Raw genomic sequence first — 17,784 nt, 5'->3', positions numbered from 1 at the left:
AAGAAAAAAGGGTATGGGCAGGTGAAACGGACACTTCGCGATGGGCCGCCTTTGGAGTCGTTTTCCCGCCTCTTAACCCTCATCAAGGAATGAGGGCACCAACAACGGCTGGAACCCCATACCCTTTTCTTCTCCACGCCCAATAGTTTGGTTTAATGCAAGGATCTAAGGACGCCGCCAGGCGTTTTTCTTACGCTTCGGCGGTTCAGCCGGCGCGGCAGCTGTCTATGTGAACTCGCTTATCCGGCAGGCCCGGTTTACTTTCTTCGTTTACTGCGTGACGATTTCGTCAATCTCATTTAAATGGAAGGTGTAAACCGTCTTTTCATCTACATGATACACGGACACGTTGCCGCTCCCGGCATCCATGTTAAGAATCCGGCAGGGAAGACTTAGCTTGATCCCTTTGGCTTTGATCACGTTCAAGCGCACGAGCACATTCTTCCGGCGGTATTCCTGAAGGACCTCTTGAATGCCGAGATTGCCTGCTGAAGCGGTGAAGAACGGCTTATCCGCCGGATTGGGCGAAGATCCGGGTGAAGAATGTCCAAGCTCACCGTGCCCAGAAGAGCTGCCGGAAGCCGCGTCCGGCGCGCTGTTTGCTTGCGGATCGGCCGAAGTATCGGACGATTGGCGGTTAAGAGCCGCAGAAATCACCGGACCCAGAGCAATGCCTCGTATAATACGGTAATCGCTGATTTGCGGGTTATCGAGCAGCCCGAGCAATTTTTCCAGTGCCTTGCCGTTCGTCTCTTCTTCAATCAGTATTTCGACAGTAAACAGATGTCCTTGTTTGTTCGATTGTTGTTTACTCACCATCAAAACGCCTCCGTGTTTAGTACAGCAGTGATCCTATTGTATCATTAAAGCGAGTCGGCTTGTATAGGGCAATCGGTCGCTTTTTCCCGGCAAAAACCGTTCGCTGTACACTTCTTTCCGAGTGTCTTCATATACTGTAGCGAACACGGTAAAAAGGGGATGCTTGAGAATGATGAGAATGGAGCCGGTTTCCATAGGCGGAAGGACCGCTCTCGCGGTCGAGGTCAAGCTTCCGAAGACCACATTGCTCGCCGTGACAACCGATAAAGGCTACATTATGTGCGGTGCGTTGGATGTCGGACTTCTGAACGAAAAATTAAAAGACCGTGGAATCATAGCCGGCAGGGCTGTAGGCGTAAGGACGATCCAGGAGCTCCTGGAGGCTCCGCTGGAATCGGTTACCCTGGAAGCCGGGCGGATGGGAATCCAGCCGGGGATGAAAGGGATCGACGCGGTCGCATTGATGTTCTAAACCTGCCATAGTCAACACCCAAAGCTTTCTCGAGGATATGGTCCTTTACGACGATGCCGAGGAGAGCTTTTTTTGCGTTGAGTGCAAAAAACTGATACCAATAGAGCGCAAAGTATTCTATAATAGGAATTGGAATGTTAACGTGTGCATAAAGGAGGGGCTGTCCATGTCCATTACAACTAAAGAACAACTGCAGTCAGCTGTGAAGGAAGCGGTAAAGAACCAAAAAGTAACCGACATGCACACCCACCTGTACTCGCCGAATTTCGGCGAACTTCTGCTGTGGGGAGTGGACGAGCTGCTCACTTACCATTATCTGATCGCTGAGGTGATGCGCTGGAGCGAACTGGATGTCGAGGAGTTCTGGAAATTAAGCAAAACCGGGCAGGCCGATCACATTTGGCAGACGCTGTTCATAGACCATTCTCCGGTCAGTGAGGCTTGCCGGGGAGTATTGACCTCTCTGCAGGGCTTCGGGCAGGCGGTGCAAACCCGCGATCTCGCTGCGTTCCGTGAAGCTTATGCGAAGTCGGATGCTTTTCAGCATACGGATAAAGTGCTGGAGCTGTCGAATGTGGACCATGTGGTGATGACTAACGACCCGTTTGACGACCTGGAGCGCCCGCTGTGGATGGATGGCATGAAGCCGGATCCGCGCTTTCATGCGGCTTTGCGGATCGACCCTCTGCTTAACGATTACGGGAACAGCAGGAACAAACTCCGCGAATGGGGATACCAAGTGGAGCAGGAGTGGACCGCGCAGTCTGTGAAGGAAGTGAGACGCTTCCTGACGGATTGGATCGGACGGATGAATCCGCTGTATATGGCCGTTTCACTGCCGCCGACCTTTGCTTTCCCCGAAGAATCGGACCGCGGACGGATCATACGGGACTGCATCCTGCCGGTGTCCAGGGAAACGGGGATTCCTTACGCCATGATGATCGGGGTGAAGCGGGCGGTCAACCCTTCGCTGCGCGGTGCCAGCGATACTTTGGATAAAGCAAGCCTGGAATCGTTGGAATATATACTGAAAAATTATCCGGACAACAAGATCATCACTACCTTCCTGTCGCGGGAAAATCAGCATGAGCTGATCGTGCTTGCCCGTAAATTCCGCAATTTGCTGGTGTTCGGCTGCTGGTGGTTCCTTAACAACCCGAGCCTCGTGGACGAGATCACCCGGATGCGCGTAGAAATGCTGGGCCTAAGCATGGTTCCTCAGCATTCGGACTGCAGAGTGCTGGATCAGCTCATTTACAAATGGAGCCATTCTAAAGAGATAATTGCGGGTGTGCTGATCGACAAATACAACGACATTATTCGTACGGGCTGGACGATCGAAGAATCGGAGATCAAACGCGATGTAGCGGATCTGCTGCGCAACAACTTCTGGCGCTTCGTCGGAAGGAACGATATGGTCCAATATTAATCGAGGGGGATGGAAGTACATGAAATTATCCGTATTTACTGTCGTAACACCCGATCTGACTCCGGAGGAGCTCGCCGCAGCCGCGAAGGAAGCGGGCATCGAAGGAATCGAATGGCGCTTTAAGGAAATTCCTGAAGAGGCCAGGCATGAAGAGCCCTCCTTCTGGAGGCACAACCGCTGCTCCATCGATCCCGCCGCGCCGGACGAAGAGCTGGAACGCTTCAGGAAAGCGGCCGCAGACAACGGGTTGACCGCTGTCAGCGTGACGCCTTATCTTCAATGCGGCGACCTGGAGGCAACCGAGCATGTCATGCGCGTGGCCAAGAAAGTCGGCGCCTCCACGATCCGTGCCGGGGTCCCGGGATACAGCGGAAAAGAAAACTACAACGCCCTTTTCGACAAAGCCGTGGAATATCTGCACGGCGTGGAAGAGCTTTCCCGTACATACGACGTGAAAGCGCTTGTGGAAAGCCATCACATGACCATTGCCCCAAGCGCAGGATTGTGCCACCGTCTGGTGAGCAGATTCAATCCCGACCACATCGGCGTCCTGTACGACCCGGGCAACATGGTGCATGAAGGCTATGAGAACTTCCGTATGGGTATGGAGCTGCTCGGGCCTTATCTGGCGCATGTGCATGTAAAGAACGCGGGCTGGATTCCCACAGGAGGGCGCAAACACCACGCGGCAGAGTGGAAATCCGTGTGGTTCCCTATCATGGAAGGCGCCGTACAATGGAAACAGGTCATCCACGACCTGAAAGAGGTCGGATATGACGGCTGGCTCGGCGTGGAAGACTTCAGCGGAGCGTACGGGTCGAAAGAGCTGCTTCACAGCTACGCCGCCCAAATGAGACGGATGTTGGAATAGCGGCTAGTAACAGATAAACTCCAAGCTGTCCTTAGCACAGGACGGCTTGGAGTTTTTTTCATACATTTCTTTTTTGATAATGAAAATCATTATTGACAACTGCACTTAAACTCAATAAAATAAATCTTGTGCCAATCAATGATAATGATTATCAATCACAACAAAGGGAGGGCATATGAATAGATACAGCTTTCTTATAATACTCCTGCTCCTGCTGCTTTTTCCCTCGACGCTGCATGCCAAGGGAGTAGAACAGGAACTGGCAGCGGCCGACAAACATGTACAGCAAGCGGTACAACTGGCCAAACAGAATGATTTGAAAGCGGCCAAGGATGAATATGAGCTTTTTCATTCCGGCTGGTATCAATTTGAAGAAGGTGTGAAAAAGAAATCCAAAGGAGCCTACCGGGCGATTGAGGATCAGATGGGGGAAATCGGGTTTTCCTTCGCCCAGCAGCCCCAGAATAAAGACACCGTGGTCAAGGCGCTGCAGGGACTTGCAGACATCAACAAGAAAGTGATTGAAGGAGACTTTTCGTCGTTCAAGGATGCCTCATCGTCAGGTGACGGCAAAGCCAGTGTGGCCGGACTTGTCTCCCTGCTCGATCAATCGCTGGCCGATTTAAAGCAGAACCATCCCGCCGAGGCCAAAGCCAGCATCCAAAAGTTCCGTGAATCATGGCTCGAGATCGAGGGTGTGGTGCTGACGCAATCCAGTAAAATTTACACCGACGCCGAACGGGATATGGTCAGTTCCTACGCAATGCTGTCGTCAAACCCGCCGGATACGGCAGGAGCGGAGCGCACGATACGAAGCATGAGGGACTATCTGGCCCCTCTAAGCGCCAAAACCAGTTATACGGTGCTGGATGTCATTACGATTTTGCTGCGCGAAGGCCTTGAAGCCCTGTTGGTTGTGGTCGCGCTCCTGGGGTTTCTGCAGAAATCCGGCCACGAAGACAAGAAAAAGTGGATCTGGTATGGTTTGGGCAGCGGAATGGTGGTCAGCATTATTTTGGGTGTGGTGGTGCAGCTGTTGTTCTCCGCCGGGGCGTTTGGCAGCAACAACTTTCTGATTGCGGGATGCACGGGTATTTTTGCCGCAGTCATGCTGCTCTATATGAGCTACTGGCTGCACAGCAAGTCAAGCCTGGCTAACTGGCACCAATACATAAGCAGCCAGAGTACGAAGGCGCTCGCTACAGGCAGCTTGTGGTCGCTGGCAATCCTGTCGTTCCTCGCGGTATTCCGGGAAGGGACCGAAACGGTGCTGTTCTTCATCGGTATGGCGTCATCGGTTGAGTTGTCCACGCTCCTGCTCGGAATTGCATCGGGCGCAGCCATTTTGGGAATTGTCGCTTATTTGGTGCTTAAGGTTGGCTTGAAAATCCCGATGCGGCCCTTCTTCCTGGTTTCGAGCGTGCTGGTGTTCTATCTGTGCTTCAAGTTTCTGGGCATGGGCATCCATGGGCTGCAGTTGGCCGGAGTACTTAAAGCTTCGCAAATTAAACACCTGCCGACAATAGATTTTCTGGCGCTTTATGCCACATGGCAAAATCTGGTACCGCAAGCAATTTTGCTGATACTGGCAGTGGCTGCCGTTCTCTGGAACCGCAAGCGCGACCAGGTGATCAAAAAGCAGTTTAACGCACAATCTTAAAATAAATTACAAGGGAGAATTATAATTGAAAATCAAATTACTTATTCCTTTTATCGCTATCATGATGGTCATCCTGTCGGCCTGCTCATCCTCGTCTATTTCTATCGCTGACGGAAGCAAAAAAATGAAGGAAACGATCGTGGAGCTCAAGAAAAGCGTAGATGCCGGCGATGCCTCCAAAGTGAAGAAAGAGTACGAGGACCTGGAAGCAAGCTGGGTGAAATTCGAAGATGATGTGAAGAAGAAAGACGCGGCTTTATACGGCAAGGTGGAAGATCCTCTTCATGCGATCAAAGCAGGCGCCAAAGCCGCCAAAGTGGATGCAGCTTCGTTAAATAAATCGATCGCCGACCTGAACTCCGCTTTGGATCAAGTGCAGAATTTGAAATAGCCCGATAAATTGTTCGATTAGGCAAGAGGACTTTAACCTGTGAAGGTTGAAGTCCTTTGGTGCTTTTTACAGGGGAGGCCGCTGTGCTAAAATAGTAGTTACGCGATAAAAATACAGGAGGAGCTATGCCGCCAATCAAAGACTATTCCAAGCGTTCCAAGTTATCTCCATTGAAGCTGTTAAGCCGTATTCTGCTCCTCGTGCTGGGAGCTTTTCTCGTATCCGCGGGCCTTGAAATATTTTTGGTCCCCAATAATATTATCGACGGCGGAATCACAGGGATCTCGATTATGCTGTCGCACGAAACCGGTCTGCCGCTCGGAATTTTCCTGACCCTGCTCAACCTGCCCTTCTTATTTCTGGGATATAAGCAGATCGGCAAAACGTTTGCCCTTTCCACTTTGTTTTCCGTCATCGTTTTGTCCGTCGGCACGGCGCTGCTGGTTCCGGTTCCGGCCATTACTCCCGACCCGCTGCTCGCTTCCGTATTCGGCGGAATTATACTCGGGATCGGTGTCGGCCTGGTCATCCGCTCGGGCGGATCGTTGGATGGAACCGAGATTGTCGCTATCCTGATCGGCAAGACAAGCCCTTTTTCCGTTGGCGAGATCGTCATGTTCCTGAACATTTTTATACTTGGCAGCGCCGGGTTCGTGTTCGGTTGGGACCATGCCATGTATTCGCTGATTGCTTTTTACATAGCTTTTAAAATGATTGACGTGACTATCGAAGGGATCGATCAGTCCAAATCCGTATGGATCATCAGCGACATGCATGCGGAAATCGGGGATGCGCTTACGGACCGGCTCGGCCGAGGCGTGACTTATTTGCACGGAGAAGGCGCTTTTACCGGAGATGACAAGAAGGTGATCTTTACGGTCATCACCCGTCTGGAGGAAGCCAAGCTGAAAGCCATCGTCGACGAATGGGATCCTAAGGCCTTTGTTGCGATAGGCAATATTCATGACGTAAAGGGCGGCAGGTTCAAGAAAAAAGACATTCACTGAGGCCGCGGTTTTCGGTGGGAAGCGATCGTCCGGAAAATGCGTTCAAGAGCCATGGCCGTAAAATCGGTAAAGGAGAAGAACATGGCAAGAGCAAAAAGCAGCTGTGCCATTTAAGGCTCTGGACGCTGAATTTCCTGGGCGAGATTGATATTTTCTGTGTACGATTGCTACCTTCCTCGAAGCCTGCGGCATTCTATCCGGCCGTTTGGACAAAGAAGAACAATGGGTATTTCCGCTTGCCGAGCAGGTGCTGACGGATATGGATTATTTGTTTGCTTAGTATGGATAATGGGTAGAGCAGTCAAAGGGAAAAGGGCCTTGGGGGGAAAGAATGCGCTTCATTGGTCCTTTTGTGTATGTCGATGCATAAAAGTTCAAGCCAATCCTCCCGGCACCCAAATTCCTCTACCTTAACAATCCAATATCTTGTAAAATGGGGCTTGAGGAAATTTGCTGCTTGGGCTCAGGCATAAATGCCCCTTTGCAGGGAGCCGACTGATGTGGGAGGAAGAAAAATGCCGCTAATCGACATGCCTTTGGAACAATTGAAGGAATATCAAGGAAGGAATCCGCGGCCGGATGATTTTGAGCTGTATTGGGAAACCGCATTGACGGAAATGAGGGGTGTCCGCGCGGATGTTGCGCTGGTTCCATCGGATTTTACGGTTCCTTTTGCCGAGTGCTTCGACCTGTATTTTACCGGTGTCAGAGGAGCGAGAGTGCACGCCAAATACATAAGGCCCAAAAATGTAAGCGAGCCGCATCCCGCCGTTGTGCAGTTTCACGGCTATACCGGCAGCTGCGGGGATTGGCAGGACAAGCTCCAGTTTGCCGCGCTGGGCTATTCCGTCGTTTCCATGGATGTCCGCGGGCAAGGCGGTCAGTCGCAGGATACGGGGAATGTGCTTGGGAACACGCACCACGGCCATATCATCCGCGGATTGGACGACAAGCCGGACAACCTCTTTTTTCGGCAGGTGTTTCTCGATACTGCACAGCTCACTTCCATTGTGATGGAGCTTCCGGAGGTGGACGAAACCCGTGTGGCAGCGGCAGGCGGATCCCAAGGAGGAGCCTTGGCCCTGGCTTGTGCGGCACTGGAGCCCAGGGTGGCCAGAGTCGCCGCCAACTTTCCTTTTCTATGCGATTACAAGCGGGTTTGGGAAATGGACCTGGCCAAAGACGCTTATGCGGAGCTGCGCACTTATTTCAGATTATTCGATCCTCAGCATAAGCAGGAAGATGGCATTTTTACCAGGCTCGGCTATATCGATATCCAATACCTGGCGCCCCGCATACGTGCCGAAGTGCTTGCAGGAGTCGGTTTAATGGATACCGTATGTCCGCCTTCCAGCCAATTCGCTGCGCTGAATAAAATCAGTTCGCCGCTCCAGCTGGAAATTTATCCGGATTTCGCCCATGAGAACCTGCCCGGCATGCAGGATAAAGTGTATCAATTTTTAATGGGATTGTAGGGTGAGAAAAATGAACATTTCAGTGCTGGACGGCTATACGCTGAATCCGGGAGATTTAAGCTGGGACGCTCTCGGACGTCTGGGAACCTTATCGATATATGACCGTACTGCTCCGGAAGAGATCATTGAACGGGCAGTTTACGCAGAGATTGTGCTCACGAACAAGACTCCGCTTTCCGCGCAGACGCTTGCCGAACTGCCCAAGCTGCGTTATATCGGCGTGCTGGCTACCGGCTATAACGTGGTGGACATTGAAGCGGCCGCTGAGCGGGGTGTCACTGTAACGAATGTGCCGACTTACGGCACCCAGTCGGTAGCCCAGTTTGTGTTTGCGCTGCTGCTTGAACTGTGTAGCCATGTCCAGGCGCACAGCGACGCCGTGCACGAAGGGGAATGGACGCGCAGCAGGGACTTCTGCTTCGCCAAGACGCCGCTAATCGAGCTGGCCGGCAGGACGATCGGGCTGATCGGCCTCGGCCGGATCGGCAGCCAGACCGCGCGCATAGCCAACGCGTTCGGGATGCGTGTTCTGGCGGTTGGCAGCGGCAGAAGGACTCCTCCGGATGCGGAGGGCGTGGAGTGGGTGGAGCTGGATGAGCTGCTGGCGCAGTCCGATGTGGTCAGCCTCCACTGCCCGCTGACGACGGACACGGAGAAGCTCATCAATGCCGAGCGGCTTGCTCTGATGAAGCCGACGGCGCTGCTGATCAACACTTCCCGCGGAGGCTTGATCGCAGAACAGGATTTGGCGGATGCGCTGAATGAAAGCCGGATCGCCGGCGCCGCTGTGGACGTGCTCAGCTCGGAGCCGCCTGCTCCGGATAATCCGCTGCTGTCTGCCCGCTGCTGCATCGTTACTCCGCATATCGCCTGGGCCACGAAAGAAGCGAGAGCGCGCCTGATGGACACGGCGGTGAACAATGTCTCGGCCTTCCTGGAAGGCCGCCCTGTGAATACGGTAGTGTAAACCCTGCTGAAAGAAAACCCTTCATTGGAAGGGTTTTCCAGCCTGTAGACAAAGTTCCGCGAGGAGCAGGATCTACAGGCTTATTTGTCGTATAGATAAGGAAAACGGTGAATTGAGGTATGGGAGATGCTGAGTAAGAACAATTACGAAGGCCGGTTTCAGGTTTCCGTTCATTCGTTGGACGAACTGGTCCCCAAAAATCATTTGGTTCGCAAAATTGAAAATGCTATTGACTTCAGTTTCATCTATGATTTGGTCCAAGATAAATATAGTGCAGAAACGGGACGTCCGAGCGTCGACCCCGTTGTGCTCATCAAAATTGTACTCATTCAGTACCTCTTCGGAATCCGCTCCATGCGTCAGACGATCAGAGAGATCGAGACGAATGTGGCGTATCGCTGGTTCCTTGGCTATGACTTCACACAGCCCATTCCACATTTCACAACGTTCGGGAAAAATTACGTACGCAGGTTCCGGGATACCGACATTTTTGAGATGATCTTTTCACGCGTCCTTGAAGAGGCTGTCGAACAGGGTTTTGTTGAGCCGGATGTTCTTTTCGTGGACGCGACTCATGTGAAAGCCAATGCGAATAAGAACAAGTATGTAAAGGCACTTGTACAGGAGCAGAGCAAGAAGTACCAAGAGCAGCTTGAGGAAGAAATCAACGAAAACCGCATCAAACACGGAAAGAAGCCGCTTGGAAAAAAGCCTGAGCCTGCTCTGAAAGAGGCGAAAGTGAGCAAGACTGACCCTGAGAGCGGGCTGTTTGTAAAGGGTGAGAAAGAACGCGTATTTGCCTACACATTCCATACGGCTTGCGATCGAAACGGCTTTATTTTGGGGGCGAAAGTGACACCTGGAAATGTACACGATAGTCAAGTGTTTGAGGACGTATTGGAACTGGTTAAAAAGCCATTCGGAAAGCCAACGGCCGTTGCGGTAGACGCAGGCTACAAAACGCCCTACATAAGTAAATTGCTAATGGATGATGGTATTCGGCCAGTCATGCCTTACACCCGGCCCCACACAAAAAATGAATTTTTCAAGAAGCATGACTACGTCTACGACGAGCACTACGATGCGTATATTTGTCCAAACCATGAGTTTTTAACTTACGAACTGACGAACCGTGATGGATACCAAATGTACCGTTCCAATCCGGAAACATGCAGAAGCTGCCCCTTCTTGAGTCGTTGCACGGAGAGCAAAGATTTCACCAAAAGGATCAGCCGCCACATCTGGGCGGACTATTTAGAAGAGGCAGATCACCTGCGCCACACGGCAAAGAACAAACAAATTTACTCGCAGCGCAAGGAAACGATTGAACGCGTGTTTGCGGACATGAAAGAAAAGCATGGCATGCGATGGACCACCTTACGAGGACTGCGGAAGGTGTCCATGCAGGCGACGCTCGTTTTTGCTTGCATGAATCTCAAAAAATTAGCCACCTGGCTCTGGAGGACAGGTGGCTCGAAACGAAGATTCGTTACATTTTTATATTTCATAGCCATGAAACAAAACAAACTCCTGAGTTCCATTCGGAACAAAGGAGTTTGTCTGCAATCTGGAAAACCCTTCATTGGAAGGGTTTTCTTATCTGTTACATGCCAGGTTGAACAAATGAGCCACACGTGTTACTTGATAGCTCTGCAGCCTTCTGCGCGGCATGGCACGGCATCCACTTCAGCGCAAAGCACCCGACAAGACGAACAGGAAAAGCTCCAGCTAATCTTGTCCGGCTGCGCTCTGTAGGATCCTCTTGCGGGAAAAACTCCCGTTAATGTTGTGGAAAATGTCTCCTGCATGGTCAACGTGCCGAATTACAGGGAGAAAATCCAGTTAAATCTTATACATACATCTGAGAAAGCGGATTAGATGGAGCTTCTCCATTACTTGATGCGTAACCGTATCCATTTCAAACTTTAGTTCAACTCCCCTCGGTTTATCTAGGTCATGGAGCAACCTGAAATACAATGGAGAGGGAATTAAGAGCTTCGCTCAAAGGGAAGCCGGGGAAGCTTAAGGCTTGAAAGCCACAATCCGCAGCCGCTTGTAGTCCGCGTACCAGGAACCGCCGCGAAAAAGCTCTCTTCTTAGCGCCGAGGCGATTTTGCTGAAGATTATCCTTTTCTGCTCCTCTGTGAACTCCGCAAAAAAATCATCGCCGAAGCTCGTCAACCAATGGTCCAAGCCGTCCTCGCCATCTTCCAGCTTCGTGTCCCGGTCGAAATGGCAGGCGTAGGCAACGCGAAAACCCTGACTCTCAAGCAGCTGGCTGTATTCGCCGATGCTGGGAAAGAACCAGGGATTACGATCCAGCGGGTTATCTATCCCGAAATCCCGTGACAGCACTTCGGCAATCGCGTCCGCGATTAGACCGACGTTGCCTTTTCCGCCAAATTCCGCGACGAATCTGCCACCATGGCGGAGTGCGTCCCACACGCAGGCGATAACTTGTGACGCCTCCTTCATCCAATGCAGCGCCGCATTGGAGAACACCGCATCAAATTTTCCCTCCAAATGAAAGCTTTGCGCATTGCCCGTTGTAAACTCAATATCCGGATATTTGCTTCTGGCTTTCCCGATCATTGGCGCCGACAAATCCATCCCTGTGACAATTGCACCTGTCTTGGCAATTTCGTGCGTCAAATCGCCCGTTCCGCATCCCAAATCGAGAATGGTCTCCTGCGGTTTGGGATCAAGCAGCGCTACGACGCCCCTGCCAAATTCAGAAACAAATCCGAGCTTGCTGTCATATAATTCAGGCTTCCAGCTGTTAATGGAGTTCATGGTCTTCCTCCTCCTTGGTTTGAGCTTAAGACCATTGTCACATTAATTGCATTATTTATGAAATATATAATAATGATTAGTTTTATAGGATTTAGCTATAGATAACGGCCCGAATGACGGCCAGAGAGACGGCCCAAGAGACGCTCCGCCAAACGACCCGGGCCTATCCCCTGGCGGGCTGCACGGTCCAATCTTCCGGCGTCGATGCAGATCCTTCGCTTCAAAACAGCCCGCTACTTGTCCTTCAGCTGCAGCAGCTCCGGAACGGTGACGAGGCTGTAGCCGTCCGCCCTGAACCTGTCGATCAGCTTGGGCAGTGCTTTCACTGTCCCGCTCAGATCCTCTTTCGCTCCCCCCGCGCAGTGCTGCAAAATAATAGAGCCCGGGATCACATTTTTGGTGATGTTGTTGTACACCGCGGCTTCACTCAAATTTTTCCAGTCCAGCGAATCCACATTCCAGTTCACAATGAGCAGATGGTGCATCTGCGCCCACTTCAACTGCTCCTCATTGATGGCGCCGTACGGCGGCCGGAACAGTGTGGGCGCCTGCCCGGTCAGCTTTTCCAGAATCGACTGCGTGCTCATGATTTGCGTTTCGAAAGATGCCATCTTGAGTTTGGTGAGCAAAGGGTGGCTGTAGGAATGGTTGCCTACGGTATGCCCCTCGCTGACCATCCTTTTGACTATGTCGGGATGCGCCTCGGCATGCTGCCCCGTGATGAAGAAGGTGGCCTTCACTCCATACGCTTTCAAAATGTCCAGAATTTGCGGGGTATACTTATCATCCGGTCCGTCGTCGAAGGTAAAGGCCACCTTCATTTCGGCCACGGAACCGTGCAGCTTGAACACGTCGGGATATTTTTTGGCGAGTTCCGACAGGGTCAACTGATGGTGCTTGTGCGCCTCAATGCTTTTGCCGCGTGTGTGCGTAGAGTCCAAAGGAGCCCGCTCGTCTGACAGAAAGGATTGCTGCGAAAAAGATTCCGTCGTCTCATAATCGGGTACAACGTGCGGCATTGGCCCGTTGTACCCGGAAGTTGTACTCGGTTTGGCGCCGCAGCCTATAGCAATTGTCAGGCATAAGAAACCGGCGATACATGGATTAATCAAGTTCCCACCTGCTATTTTTTAGTTTTCGACGGGGTTATTTTGCCTAAAATGGGTGAAAATCATCCGACGGACGATAAAAGTAACAGGCAGCCAACTTATGAGTTTATTCACGAGAAGCCGTCAATGCTATCGTAAAGTGCGCCAACTTATCAGTTTATTTGCGCTGCTCACGATAGGTCGTCAATGCTATCGTTCAGTACCAACCGATGTGTATATTTGCGTTGTTCACGATTGTATGGTAAATTAACGCCACAATTTTGGCGCAACTTATATAGGGGCTTTTTTTCTCATCAAATTCTAATCCGCTTTTCATCTCCTTTTTCATTGCCGCTATTATGCTTGGGTTGAAAGGGTGAGACGAATGAAGCATATGGTCATGGCATTGATGGAACAGTACGGTTACGCAACAATTTTCGCATCCATGATGCTAGGTATTATCGGGGTGCCATTGCCTGACGAATTTATTCTCTTTTTTGCCGGTTCCCTGGCGGGCGCCGCTCGGATAAATATGTTCCTGCTGGTAGCCGCTGCTTGGGCGGGATCTTCGCTGGGGATGAGCGTCAATTTCTATCTCGGACATAAAATCGGACTAAAGCGCATCAGTAAACTAACCAAATGGATCCACATGCCCGAGGAACGGCTTGCCAAATGGGCGGAGCAGTTTCAGCGGAGAGGCCCGTGGTTTATTTTTATCGGTTTCTACGTGGCCGGCCTGCGCCATGCCAGCCCTTTTATTGCCGGCGCAAGCGGGATGCGGTTCAGACGGTTTGCGGTATATGCCTTTGCAGGCTCCCTGCTGTGGATTTCCATCTTCGTCGGGCTGGGAGTGCGCTTCCGCAACGAATGGCACCGTGTATCGGCCATTACGCATCACCCGCTGCTGGCCGCATCGGTATGCCTGGCCATCCTGGGCGTCTACGTGATCCGCAAGTGGAAGGTATCCGGGAAGGCAGTGAAGTTATCGGAGGGGAACAGATGAAGAAGATCATGCTTGTTGAAGACGAAAAAAATTTGGCGCGTTTTATCGAATTGGAGCTGCAGCATGAATCCTATTCCGTAACGGTCGTGCATGACGGTAGAACGGGTCTGGAGCTTGCTCTTGAAGAAGAGTGGGACATCCTCCTGCTGGACATCATGCTGCCCGGCTTAAACGGGATCGAAGTCTGCCGCCGCGTAAGAGCGGTAAAAAAGACGCCGATCATTATGATTACAGCGCGAGACAGCGTGATGGACCGGGTATCCGGGCTTGACGCCGGAGCTGACGATTACATCGCCAAACCTTTTGCGATTGAAGAGCTGCTGGCGCGGATACGCGCTGTTTTTCGGCGGATGGAGGAAGGCTGGAAGGATGAGGAAACGGTCCTCAAGCATCGCAGCCTGCAGGTGGATTTAAGTGCGCGGACGGTGAAAACAGGCCAAGATCAGGTGGAATTAACGAAGCGGGAATACGACCTGCTCGTCATGTTCATGCAGAATATTAACCGCGTCCTGACCAGAGACCAGCTCCTGGACAAAGTGTGGGGCTACGATACGGGGGTTGAAACCAATGTGGTGGATGTGTATGTCCGCTACCTTCGCAGCAAGATTGACCGTCCCGGAGAAGAAAGCTTTATCCATACGCTGCGGGGAACCGGGTACGTGATGCGCGAATGAACAAGCTGACCCTGATGTTATCCAGACTGCCGATACTTTGGAAGCTTACTCTCTATTCCTCGCTGCTGCTCTGCCTGTTATTTGTCGGTTATAACACCATCCAGTATTTTGTGATAAAACATTGGATTACATCGCAGACAGAGGCCGCGATCCAGAAAAGTATGGGAGAGCTGCAGGTTTATTACCAGGAAAAAGCCCCCGCGCTGGATGTCAGGCATATTCAGGAGAGCAGAAGCTTTATTGAAAAATTAAACCAGAACAACCAGATGATCCGCATAGTGGACAGCAAAGGCGCGCCTGTGCTTACAGTTTCCAATGGGCTGCCTCCGGATTGGGTAGCGCCGCGTTACAAGTCTGAACCCGAGATGGCTTACACCTGGCACATGGAGGATCACTTGTTGGTCCTGCGCAGTCCCCTGGTCTCGAATTCTTTTCAAGGCACCATCGAAATCGTCAATCATCTGGAGACCTTCGATAAACTGAACGATATCATTTTTGTCGTGATGATTGCCGGCGGGCTCGTCGCCATTTTCTTCAGCGGATTGGGCGGGAGGCTTTTGGCCCGCCAGCTGATCAAGCCGGTCCAGTCCATTACGGATACGATGGGCAAAATCAAGCAGACCGGGCTGCAGGAGCGGGTGGATTTCATAGACAACCATGACGAAATTTCCGATCTGGCCCGGATGTTCAATGAGATGATGGATCAGCTGGAGGATGCGTTCCGGCAGCAGCAGCAGTTTGTAGAGGACGCCTCCCATGAGCTGCGGACGCCGATCGCGGTCATAGAGGGACACTTGTCCCTGCTCACCCGCTGGGGGAAGAACGATCCCGCGGTGCTCGACGAATCCCTGAACGTTTCTCTGCAGGAGCTGCGGCGGTTAAAAGAGCTAGTGCAGGAGCTGCTCGTGCTGTCCAAGGCGGAATCGGAGCATACTGACGCAAAAGCCGGGGTTGTGAATCCGGAGCAGGCGATCCGGAACGTTATCAAGAAAACTTCAGCCGTCCATCCGGAGTTCGTGTTCGAACAGGACCTCTCGAAGCTGCACAGCGCGACTATCCAGATAGCGCCCAGGCATTTCGAGCAGATCCTTTTTATACTGCTGGACAACGCGATGAAGTATTCGGCGGAAAATAAACGGATCAGGGCCGAAGGCTCCGTGCAGGACGGCTTCGCGCAGATGGAGCTGAGCGATTGGGGAGTGGGCATTCCGGAGGAGGATCTCCCTCATGTGTTCGACCGTTTCTATCGCGCGGATAAAGCGCGGAGCAGAGCCCATGGCGGACACGGGCTGGGACTTGCCATCGCCAAGCGCCTTGTGGAGAGGTACGGGGGCACCATCGCCGTCAAAGCGAACCCGGAGGGCGGAACGACCGCGGTGCTGCGGTTTCCGGCGGTAGACTAATCATAAAAAAGAAAGAGAGAAGATGAATATGTTATCCGGTATAGATTTTCAGCTATTTCAAAGCATCAACAGCCTGGCGGGACAGGTGAAATTCCTCAATCCGCTGATGAGCTTCCTGGCGCAGGACGCCGAATATTTATTTTATCTCGGCATCATCATTTACTGGTTTACACGGACCGAAGAGAACCGCAGGATGGTGGCGGAAGCCCTTATATCCGCCTGCGTCGCTCTCGGGATCAGCGGAGCGCTGGGTTCGCTCTTTTACCGGGACCGTCCTTTCGTCACTCATTCCGTAATCCAGTTGATCAAGCACGCGGCCAACGCTTCTTTCCCAAGCGACCATGCTATAGGCGCCTTCGTGATTGCCGCGGCGATCTGGCTGTTCCGCCGAAATGAAGGCAAGGTCTGGCTGGCTCTCGCGGCGAGTATCGCTTTTTCCCGGGTATGGTGCGGCGTCCATTATCCTTCCGACGTCATTGCCGGGGGACTCATCGGATTTGCTGCCGCTTTAGCCGTACATCAGCTGTTCGCCCATTGGACGCCTGCGGGCAGAATCCTTGATCTGTTGATCGATACCTATGAAAAGCTGGAAAATAAAGTGTGGGCGAACAAGAAAATCTCTTCCCGCTCATAAGGCCGATTTTATAATAGTTTATTTTTATTTAAGATTTGATTTATAGCAGGTTAAGATTTGAAGTTTAAGATAATAGAGGGAAGTCTATAAGCAGTATAAGCATGGAGGAGGAGACAAGATGAACAAAAAAATGATGATTGCCGGCGTGATCGGCATCAGCAGCATTGCGATGGTTACCAGCGGATTTGCCGCCATGGCGAACACATCCGGGTACGACGCTTACAAGGCGGCCGTGAAGCAAACGAAAACGCTGCAAAGCTTGAGCGTCGACGCAAAGGCCGACCTGCAGGACAACGGGAAGCAGCTCGCGGGCGCCGCAGGAAGCGCAAAGGCGGTCTTGGCCGGCGAGGCGGGAAGCGGAACAGTGACTATTGACAGCAACGGCAGCCAGCAAACTTTGAATTTTTACCGACAAGACAACCAGACGATCGTGAAAAGCAGCGCAAGCGATGTCTACACTGTAGAGCAGGAGAAGCAGGGCAAGCGTCACAAAGAAGCGAACAAACCCGACCAAATGTCTAAGGAAGTCGAGAACGTCATCGACTCTCTGGTAGGCAACCTGCAGGATCATATCACAGTTGACAACAAAGCGGACGGCACCAAGGAAGTATCCCTTCAACTGTCCGATACGCAGGTTCCCGCAGTAGTCAATGCGGTAGGAGCACTTATGGTCAAGAAAGCCGCCGAAGAGGAAAAGAAACACGCTCAGGGCACGCAAGAGCAGCAGGACCCCGCCGAAGGGTTCATGCTCCAGAATATGAAGCCTAATCTTCCAAAGCTGACTCAAGACATCAAGATTAAAGCTGTAAATGTAAAAGCCGATATCGACGCTTCCAATTACATCAAGCATCAAGAGGCGCATATTACCGTGACCGGCAAGGACAGCGCGGGGGCGGACCATGAAGTGGTACTCAATCTCCAGGCTGATCTGTCTGGCCTTAACAGCACGACTCCCGACAAAGTGGATTTGACAGGGAAGAATGTAAAGACTGTCCAGCACGGCCATGACGGCGAGCGCAAAGGACAAGGAAAACAGCAATAAAAGTTCCGGCACATTTGCAGGTAGAGCGGAATCCGTGCTCTATCTGCATCTGTATT

Annotated in this window: 16 protein-coding genes and 1 pseudogene; 14 read left to right on the top strand and 3 right to left on the bottom strand. The window is 51.9% G+C overall.

The features are described from left to right. Positions 1-270 precede the first annotated feature (270 nt). Positions 271-819, bottom strand: coding sequence for a hypothetical protein (locus ACZ5N7_RS10020; protein WP_464654039.1), 549 nt, complete (start codon positions 817-819; stop codon positions 271-273). 169 nt (positions 820-988) lie between these two features. Here ACZ5N7_RS10020 and ACZ5N7_RS10015 point away from each other — a divergent pair, with 169 nt between their 5' ends. From ACZ5N7_RS10015 to ACZ5N7_RS09975, 9 genes and pseudogenes are all read left to right on the top strand, one after another. Continuing rightward, a complete protein-coding gene (locus ACZ5N7_RS10015; protein ID WP_464654038.1) occupies positions 989-1,291 on the top strand; it encodes a YunC family protein in 303 nt (100 codons plus the stop codon). 166 nt (positions 1,292-1,457) lie between these two features. Further along, positions 1,458-2,720 carry a glucuronate isomerase gene (locus tag ACZ5N7_RS10010; RefSeq protein ID WP_464654037.1) on the top strand — a complete coding sequence of 421 codons (1,263 nt, stop codon included), beginning with the start codon at positions 1,458-1,460 and terminating at the stop codon, positions 2,718-2,720. A 19-nt stretch (positions 2,721-2,739) separates the two neighbouring features. Next, a complete protein-coding gene (locus ACZ5N7_RS10005) occupies positions 2,740-3,591 on the top strand; it encodes a sugar phosphate isomerase/epimerase family protein (protein WP_464654036.1) in 852 nt (283 codons plus the stop codon). 175 nt (positions 3,592-3,766) lie between these two features. Continuing rightward, a complete protein-coding gene (locus ACZ5N7_RS10000; RefSeq protein WP_464654035.1) occupies positions 3,767-5,251 on the top strand; it encodes an FTR1 family iron permease in 1,485 nt (494 codons plus the stop codon). Between the two features lie 25 nt (positions 5,252-5,276). Next, positions 5,277-5,642, top strand: coding sequence for a hypothetical protein (locus ACZ5N7_RS09995; RefSeq protein WP_464654034.1), 366 nt, complete (start codon positions 5,277-5,279; stop codon positions 5,640-5,642). Positions 5,643-5,767: 125 nt separating this feature from the next. Further along, complete coding sequence (locus ACZ5N7_RS09990) at positions 5,768-6,649, top strand: YitT family protein (RefSeq protein ID WP_464654033.1); 882 nt, start codon at positions 5,768-5,770, stop codon at positions 6,647-6,649. Positions 6,650-7,164: 515 nt separating this feature from the next. Then, a complete protein-coding gene (locus ACZ5N7_RS09985) occupies positions 7,165-8,124 on the top strand; it encodes an alpha/beta fold hydrolase (protein ID WP_464654032.1) in 960 nt (319 codons plus the stop codon). Positions 8,125-8,134: 10 nt separating this feature from the next. After that, positions 8,135-9,091: a D-2-hydroxyacid dehydrogenase gene (locus ACZ5N7_RS09980; protein WP_464654031.1), complete on the top strand. Its 957-nt coding sequence runs from the start codon at positions 8,135-8,137 to the stop codon at positions 9,089-9,091. 126 nt (positions 9,092-9,217) lie between these two features. Next, positions 9,218-10,555: pseudogene (locus ACZ5N7_RS09975) on the top strand (IS1182 family transposase); the annotation flags it as partial. Positions 10,556-11,113: 558 nt separating this feature from the next. Here ACZ5N7_RS09975 and ACZ5N7_RS09970 read toward each other — a convergent pair. Both ACZ5N7_RS09970 and ACZ5N7_RS09965 read right to left on the bottom strand, forming a co-directional pair. After that, a complete protein-coding gene (locus ACZ5N7_RS09970; RefSeq protein WP_464654030.1) occupies positions 11,114-11,884 on the bottom strand; it encodes a class I SAM-dependent methyltransferase in 771 nt (256 codons plus the stop codon). A gap of 233 nt (positions 11,885-12,117) precedes the next feature. Then, positions 12,118-12,996, bottom strand: a complete 879-nt coding sequence (locus ACZ5N7_RS09965; RefSeq protein WP_464654029.1) for a polysaccharide deacetylase family protein — start codon at positions 12,994-12,996, stop codon at positions 12,118-12,120. A gap of 361 nt (positions 12,997-13,357) precedes the next feature. Here ACZ5N7_RS09965 and ACZ5N7_RS09960 point away from each other — a divergent pair, with 361 nt between their 5' ends. The 5 genes from ACZ5N7_RS09960 (at position 13,358) to ACZ5N7_RS09940 (ending at position 17,728) form a co-directional block, all read left to right on the top strand. Beyond that, positions 13,358-13,975 carry a DedA family protein gene (locus ACZ5N7_RS09960; protein WP_464654028.1) on the top strand — a complete coding sequence of 206 codons (618 nt, stop codon included), beginning with the start codon at positions 13,358-13,360 and terminating at the stop codon, positions 13,973-13,975. Continuing rightward, positions 13,972-14,649: a response regulator transcription factor gene (locus ACZ5N7_RS09955; RefSeq protein ID WP_464654027.1), complete on the top strand. Its 678-nt coding sequence runs from the start codon at positions 13,972-13,974 to the stop codon at positions 14,647-14,649. The genes ACZ5N7_RS09960 and ACZ5N7_RS09955 overlap by 4 nt, the downstream gene beginning before the upstream one ends. After that, positions 14,646-16,052 (top strand): HAMP domain-containing sensor histidine kinase, encoded by a 1,407-nt coding sequence (locus tag ACZ5N7_RS09950; protein WP_464654026.1) that lies wholly within the window; start codon positions 14,646-14,648, stop codon positions 16,050-16,052. Before ACZ5N7_RS09955 ends, ACZ5N7_RS09950 begins: the two co-directional genes overlap by 4 nt. 22 nt (positions 16,053-16,074) lie before the next feature. After that, the gene (locus ACZ5N7_RS09945) at positions 16,075-16,686 is read left to right on the top strand and encodes an undecaprenyl-diphosphatase (protein WP_464654025.1); all 612 of its coding nucleotides are present in this window, start codon (positions 16,075-16,077) and stop codon (positions 16,684-16,686) included. Between the two features lie 118 nt (positions 16,687-16,804). Then, the gene (locus ACZ5N7_RS09940) at positions 16,805-17,728 is read left to right on the top strand and encodes a hypothetical protein (RefSeq protein WP_464654024.1); all 924 of its coding nucleotides are present in this window, start codon (positions 16,805-16,807) and stop codon (positions 17,726-17,728) included. Positions 17,729-17,784: the final 56 nt, after the last annotated feature.

It is taken from the genome of Paenibacillus sp. JCM 18996 (assembly GCF_055392555.1).
This window is presented reverse-complemented; position numbering and strand designations above follow the sequence as displayed.